The following is a 6,012-nucleotide window of genomic DNA, read 5'->3' as shown; positions in this document are numbered from 1 at the left end:
AGTCTATCACTTTATCGAAAAATAAAAAGACCCTATCCAATAAAAATTGGAGTAGGATCCTTAACTTAATGACATTGACCTCCGAAGAAGTTGTTTTATGCCTATTAACCTGAGTTGCGCAAACCTGTCGCCACACCATTGATGGTAATATGAATGAGATTCTCTTGTTCTTTGCTCAATTCTCCACGACGAAGACGATGAATTAATTCAATCTGAATATAGTTGAGCACATTGAAATAAGGCATGCGATAATCAAGACTGGCTTTTAGGAACGGTAGTTCTGCTAAAAGCTCATCATTTTGCTCGATTGATAAAATGATTTCTTTGGTCAACTGCCATTCATCTAAAATGACATGGAAGATATTTCGTACCTCTTCGCTTTCACACATTTTAGCATATTCAAATGCGATATTCATATTGGATTTAGACAATACCATATCCACGTTTGATAGAAGTGAACGGAAGAATGGCCAAGATTCGTACATTTTTTGTAACTTAGACAAATTATCAGGATGCTTATCGATAAAGCGTTTGAAACTTGAACCAACTCCATACCAACCTGGCAACATGACACGGTTTTGTGACCAGGAGAATACCCATGGAATCGCACGCAAACCACCGATTTCTGTGATGGTTTTTCGAGCCGCTGGACGTGAGCCAATGTTCAGGCTTGATACTTCACGAATTGGACTAGCGGCAAAGAAATAATCATAAAAATGTGGATTATTGAACACAAGATCTCTATATATACGATAGCTATCTGATACAATTTCATCCATAGTTTCGCGATAGCCATCGATTTCATTTGGATCGGTAATCATTTGTGTAACCATACGGTCAAGCGTTGCAGATACCAGCATTTCTAAATTATAGTAGGCTGCGTCTTTGTTACCGTATTTATTGCCTATCACTTCGCCTTGTTCTGTCAAACGAAGCCGGTCCTTGATAGAACCAAATGGCTGAGATGTAATCGCATCGTAGGACGGACCACCACCACGACCAACAGTACCTCCACGACCGTGGAAGAAGGTGATGTTTACTCCGTAGTCCTGACCAATTTGCGTCAATTCATTCTGTGCTTTGTAGAGTGTCCAGCCTGAGGATAGGTAGCCACCATCCTTGTTGGAATCTGAGTAGCCAAGCATGATTTCTTGGTAATATTTATTGCCTGCAATCCAACGTTTCGCTAAATCTAATTGCAGATATTGACGCATGGTATCAGGTGCATTATCTAAGTCCTCGATTGTCTCAAAAAGTGGAACAATCTGAACACGGGCCTTATCGACATCTACTAGACCAACTTCTTTTAATAGGACAGCTAATTCCAGCAAATCAGAAACACTCTCCGAGTGTGAAATAATATGTTGCTTGATGATTTCCTCACCTAGCTTATCTTTCAATTCACGCGCAGCAGCAAAGATGGCCAGTTCTTTTTCTAATTGTTCTGACTTTGGCATGTGCGTTGCAGAAAGAATGCGTGGATCTGTTTCCAACTGTTTCAAAAGAACATGGCATTTAGCTTCCTCAGATAAACTGGAGTAGTCTTCTACGATACGGGCAGAAGCCAATAGTTCCGCAACACTGGCTTCATGAATAGAAGAGTCTTGGCGCATATCGATACTAGCTAGGTAGAAACCAAACGCTTCAACCGCTTCAAGCAATTCTGTAAAATCACCTTTCAATAGCGCCATAGATTTATTTTCGACCAAAGATTGTTTGATGGCTAATAAATCAGCTTTAAACTCGGCTACATTACTATAGCGAACATCTGACGGCTTATTGTGAACTAGATAATCTCTTGTATTTGCAAGTTTCATCTGAATATAGTGAAAAGCACGACGATAAGGCTCATTTTCACGGTAGACAGAACTATCTTCAGATAAATCCGCCAGCATCTTAACCGCTGTAGATACATTTACAATGGAAGTTGAGAGCGAAAAATTCCGATAGAGTTTATAGAGTTGCTCATCGTAATAATTCATAATGACTTCACACTGAGTCAAGGCTGACAGCTTCAAGGTCTCTGCAGTAACAAATGGATTTCCATCACGGTCTCCCCCAATCCACATACCCATTGTAATTGGACGAGGATTATTTAAGACGATTCCTTTCTCAGCGGCCAAACGTTTGTATTCCCGCTGCAACTTAGTGACAGCCTTAATAAAGGAAGAATTGTAATACTCCATAACATTTGTGATTTCGTTGGTTACCTTCAACTTCTTCTCGCGAATCATATCCGTCTGCATGATAATCTCAATGTAACAACGGAGCTCATCTTCCCATTTGTTTTTATTGAGCAAGCCCAATTTTACATCGCGATAACGACGAAGCAACTCATGAATATGCTTGGTTAAATCAAGCATAGACTGGCGTTGAACCTGAGTAGGATGGGCTGTCAAGACTGGAACAACATTCAACTTTTCAAGGATTTCAGCTGCATTTTCTTGTTTGGAAACCATATCAATTGTTGTTGAAATCTTGCCAAGATAATCTTGATCGATATTGTTTTGATGGTTGATTTCATAGGCCAAGTCAACATCTTCTGATATATTAATCAAAAGTGGCAAAACAGCAAAGTATCTAGAAATAACTGCTAGTTCATCATTATTCAACTGACTGATAATAGCAATCAATGCCTGATAATCATCCTGACGAGACAATTGAGATAATTCTACAATTTTAGCAAAAGTCTCTGCAGGCATCATTTGGGCTGCTACTTCTTCCAAAATAGATGTTAGAATCGTTACTTCTTCACGGATTGCTTCCTTGTTGTTATAGTTTTCTAATTTTTGAATAGCCATCTCCTACCTCTTTCCTATCTCTAAATTAGCGTACGCTCTATTTCTTCTTCAATTAATCGACGTTTTTCACTAGCATCAATATTCAAAACAAACCCTATCCCGATGGAAATAATCAAAAGACTCGATCCCCCCTGTGACAAGAAGGGGAAAGTTACCCCCGTTGCAGGAATAATTCCTGAAATTCCTCCGATATTGACAAATGTTTGAATTAGAAGCATACCTGCCATTCCAAGTGCCATCATCGCATTAAATGGACTACGAGCACGGACGCCTACAATAATAATTCGAATAATCAAAAAGAACAATAAGGCTAGAATTAAACTAGCTCCGACAAAACCGAGTTCTTCAATGACAATCGAAAACGCAAAGTCGGTGTGGGCCTCTGGTAGATACCCCTTTTTCTCAATCGAATTTCCCAAACCACGTCCAAGCCATCCACCGTTACTCATCGCATAGTAAGAATGAGTCAATTGAAGACCTGAGTTGGTGGCATTACCAAATGGATCAAAATAGGCAGCGAAACGACGAGCAATATAACCAAAGAGCGGAATTTTTTCCACCGTTTCTACACCCAAAATACGAATTGTCCCTAGAATAACTGTTGAGGCGGCCACAATTCCCAAAATCGCTGTTGAAAACCAGCGATAGGCAATCCCACTCACACTAATCATCACGACCATAATCAGCACAATAATCGTCGCATTTCCCAAGTCTGGCAGTGTCGCAACTAGACCAAGGAGGAGCAGACTGACCACCCGCCAATCTGTAAACTCTTTCGGGATCCAACTTCCTTTAATCAACGATACATAGTCATAAGTCCGAATATCCGCCTGTTGTTTTGCAAACTCATGTGCCAGATACCAAATGATAATTAATTTCAAATATTCTGCCGGCTGCAAGGTTCCTGCGATTGGCAGAGGAATCCAGCCATGAGCCCCATTAATTGGAGTAAACAACCGAGAAATAGCCAACAGAAATACTTCTACCAAAATAACCGAATAGATAACGGCTTTCTTGCGTAAAAAACTTAATTTCATACGATAAATCGTATAGATTGCTACCAAGCTGACAATCCAGAATCCTGCCTGGTTAATCACTGTTCTAAATGGATTTCCACCATTAATAATTTGCGTAGCACTGGTTGTCGAATAGACCATGACCAACCCAATCACCGATAAGATGAGATAGGGAATCAGTATGGAGTAATTCAACAACTGGCGTTTGTCAATCTTCATTGCTTATCCAACCTTCTTCGAGTATAGCTCTTATTATAGCATACTTTGTATAAAAATACTTATCACTTTCTAAGTTGCTCTGCAAACATTCGTAACTAACTTTTGTCGACAAGAAAAAGGCCGAAGCCTTTCATATCTATTCAAATGTTTCAAGATAAAATTCAATTTCATCCCCATTCGCAACTGTAAGGTCTTTCGCCCCTTTATCAGCCATTTGGCCATTAACTTTATACATCCAGTATGTATTGGTACTCGTATCTTGGCTAACACCATCAATTTCTGTTATCAAACCATTGTCTTCTACAATGTCATGATGTTCTTTAAGTACATCCATGACACTATCACCTTCTTCCGCAGTGACTTCCTGACGATTCTCTTTGTCCTTGGTTGTAATCTGCAAAGTGACTTCGATAGCCGATTCACTCTGTTTCTCAGTAGTATTTGTACAAGCAGCCAAAAAGAGCGAGAAGACAACCGTCAACATAAGACTAATTTTTTTCATTTATAAAATCTCCTAAAAATATAATCAATAATTGGATAAAACAAAACTGTTGAAGCAGCGTGTAAACTATCAAAGACTAGACCATTAAGCCAGAAGACGATAGGGGAAATCCCAAACTGTGTAGCAGATAAAAAACTTATCGTTAGCCCATACAAAAAGACAAGAATCCCCGCCAGAAGACTCTGTAGCCAAAAGGGAATGTTCTCTTTTTTGATAAAAGGACCGATTACCAACCACCATATAAATTGGATAAAAGCAAAACTAAGAACTTGCCACAAAACAACTGTGCCAAATCCAAAAAGCAAGCCACTCCCTACCATCGCTAGTATCATCAATGTCCAGCTCTCCAGCAAACTGAAATAGGACAGAACAATGAGGAAAATAGCCGTAAGAGGCTTGATATTGGGAAATGGACCAAAAACCACCCTTAAAACAATCGTCAAAGAGGACAGAACAACTAGCTGACTAACACGTCTTACTTTTTCACTTTTGTCATGCATACCAATTTAGCCTACCTTATTCCCTTTATTATGTCAAGTTCAGATAATCTTTTACTATTTCTTGAATCGTATTTTTTTGATTTTTTCATGATTTTACGGTAGAATTGAGGTGATGAGAAAGAAACTAAATCCGATGATTGTTGTTGTTTTTTTCCTATCCTTCTTTGCTCTTATTTTCATCACTGGGGTGACTGGAAATACTGTAAATAAGACGGAGGTAGCTAACGAACCCGCAGTCACACAATCAAACACCAGTACAAGTTCTAAAACAACAAATTCTAGCTCAAGTTATTACATTGCAAATGCGCTCGAAATGAAACCTATCGTCGACGTTTCTGCTTGGCAGAGACCGTCTGAAATCGACTACGATACCCTTAGCAAAAATATTTCTGGCGCAATCGTTCGTATTCAAAGTGGATCACACACTAAAAACGAAAATACAGCGACTGATAAAAACGGGTTAGATAAATCCTTCGATACCCATATTAAAGAATTCCAAGCAAGAAATATCCCTGTCGCTGTCTATGCCTATGTCACGGGAAATAGTATTGAGAGCATGCAGGAGGAAGCTCGAAGCTTTTATAAGGCCGCAAATAAATACAAGCCAACCTTCTATTGGTTAGACGTTGAAGAATATACCATGGATGATATGAATGCTGGAGTGGAGGCTTTTCGAAAAGAGTTAGAAACTCTCGGTGCTAAAAACATTGGAATTTACGTTGGAACCTATTTCATGGAAGACCACAGCATCAATGTGGATAAATTCGATGCAGTCTGGATTCCTACATATGGTGATGATTCTGGCTACTACAATGCCGCTCCAAATACTGATTTGGATTACGATCTCCACCAATACACATCACGTGGGTATGTCAACGGATTTGAACACCATTTGGATTTAAACCTCATTACTACACTCAAAGATCCTAACGAAGTTTATCAGAAACTATTTACAACACCCGAATAAAATGATA

Annotated in this window: 5 protein-coding genes; 1 reads left to right on the top strand and 4 read right to left on the bottom strand. The window is 39.2% G+C overall.

The annotated features are described in order from the left end of the window. Window positions 1-104: 104 nt before the first annotated feature. From ppc to P7J36_RS08290, 4 genes are all read right to left on the bottom strand, one after another. Entirely contained in the window at window positions 105-2,801 is a 2,697-nt protein-coding gene (gene ppc, locus P7J36_RS08305) for a phosphoenolpyruvate carboxylase (protein WP_011922076.1), read from the bottom strand. A 20-nt stretch (window positions 2,802-2,821) separates the two neighbouring features. Next, window positions 2,822-4,036 carry a cell division peptidoglycan polymerase FtsW gene (ftsW, locus tag P7J36_RS08300; RefSeq protein ID WP_024410124.1) on the bottom strand — a complete coding sequence of 405 codons (1,215 nt, stop codon included), beginning with the start codon at window positions 4,034-4,036 and terminating at the stop codon, window positions 2,822-2,824. 136 nt (window positions 4,037-4,172) lie between these two features. Further along, window positions 4,173-4,538 carry a DUF4430 domain-containing protein gene (locus tag P7J36_RS08295; protein ID WP_408551837.1) on the bottom strand — a complete coding sequence of 122 codons (366 nt, stop codon included), beginning with the start codon at window positions 4,536-4,538 and terminating at the stop codon, window positions 4,173-4,175. Continuing rightward, complete coding sequence (locus P7J36_RS08290) at window positions 4,535-5,038, bottom strand: hypothetical protein (RefSeq protein ID WP_408551838.1); 504 nt, start codon at window positions 5,036-5,038, stop codon at window positions 4,535-4,537. The genes P7J36_RS08295 and P7J36_RS08290 overlap by 4 nt, the downstream gene beginning before the upstream one ends. A gap of 112 nt (window positions 5,039-5,150) precedes the next feature. Between P7J36_RS08290 and P7J36_RS08285 the strand changes: the two genes are divergently transcribed. Then, window positions 5,151-6,005 carry a glycoside hydrolase family 25 protein gene (locus P7J36_RS08285; protein WP_408551839.1) on the top strand — a complete coding sequence of 285 codons (855 nt, stop codon included), beginning with the start codon at window positions 5,151-5,153 and terminating at the stop codon, window positions 6,003-6,005. Window positions 6,006-6,012: the final 7 nt, after the last annotated feature.

The sequence above is a fragment of the Streptococcus suis genome (assembly GCF_046032115.1).
GTDB lineage: Bacteria > Bacillota > Bacilli > Lactobacillales > Streptococcaceae > Streptococcus > Streptococcus suis_AJ.
The sequence above is the reverse complement of the archived record's forward strand: the minus strand, read 5'-3'. Positions and strand labels throughout refer to the sequence as shown.

Excerpts from the sequence above, each read along its gene's own strand:
- ppc (WP_011922076.1), bottom strand. The coding sequence starts at position 2,801 with ATGGCTATTCAAAAATTAGAAAACTATAACAACAAGGAAGCAATCCGT.
- ftsW (WP_024410124.1), bottom strand. The coding sequence starts at position 4,036 with ATGAAGATTGACAAACGCCAGTTGTTGAATTACTCCATACTGATTCCC.
- P7J36_RS08295 (WP_408551837.1), bottom strand. The coding sequence starts at position 4,538 with ATGAAAAAAATTAGTCTTATGTTGACGGTTGTCTTCTCGCTCTTTTTG.
- P7J36_RS08290 (WP_408551838.1), bottom strand. The coding sequence starts at position 5,038 with ATGCATGACAAAAGTGAAAAAGTAAGACGTGTTAGTCAGCTAGTTGTT.
- P7J36_RS08285 (WP_408551839.1), top strand. The coding sequence starts at position 5,151 with ATGAGAAAGAAACTAAATCCGATGATTGTTGTTGTTTTTTTCCTATCC.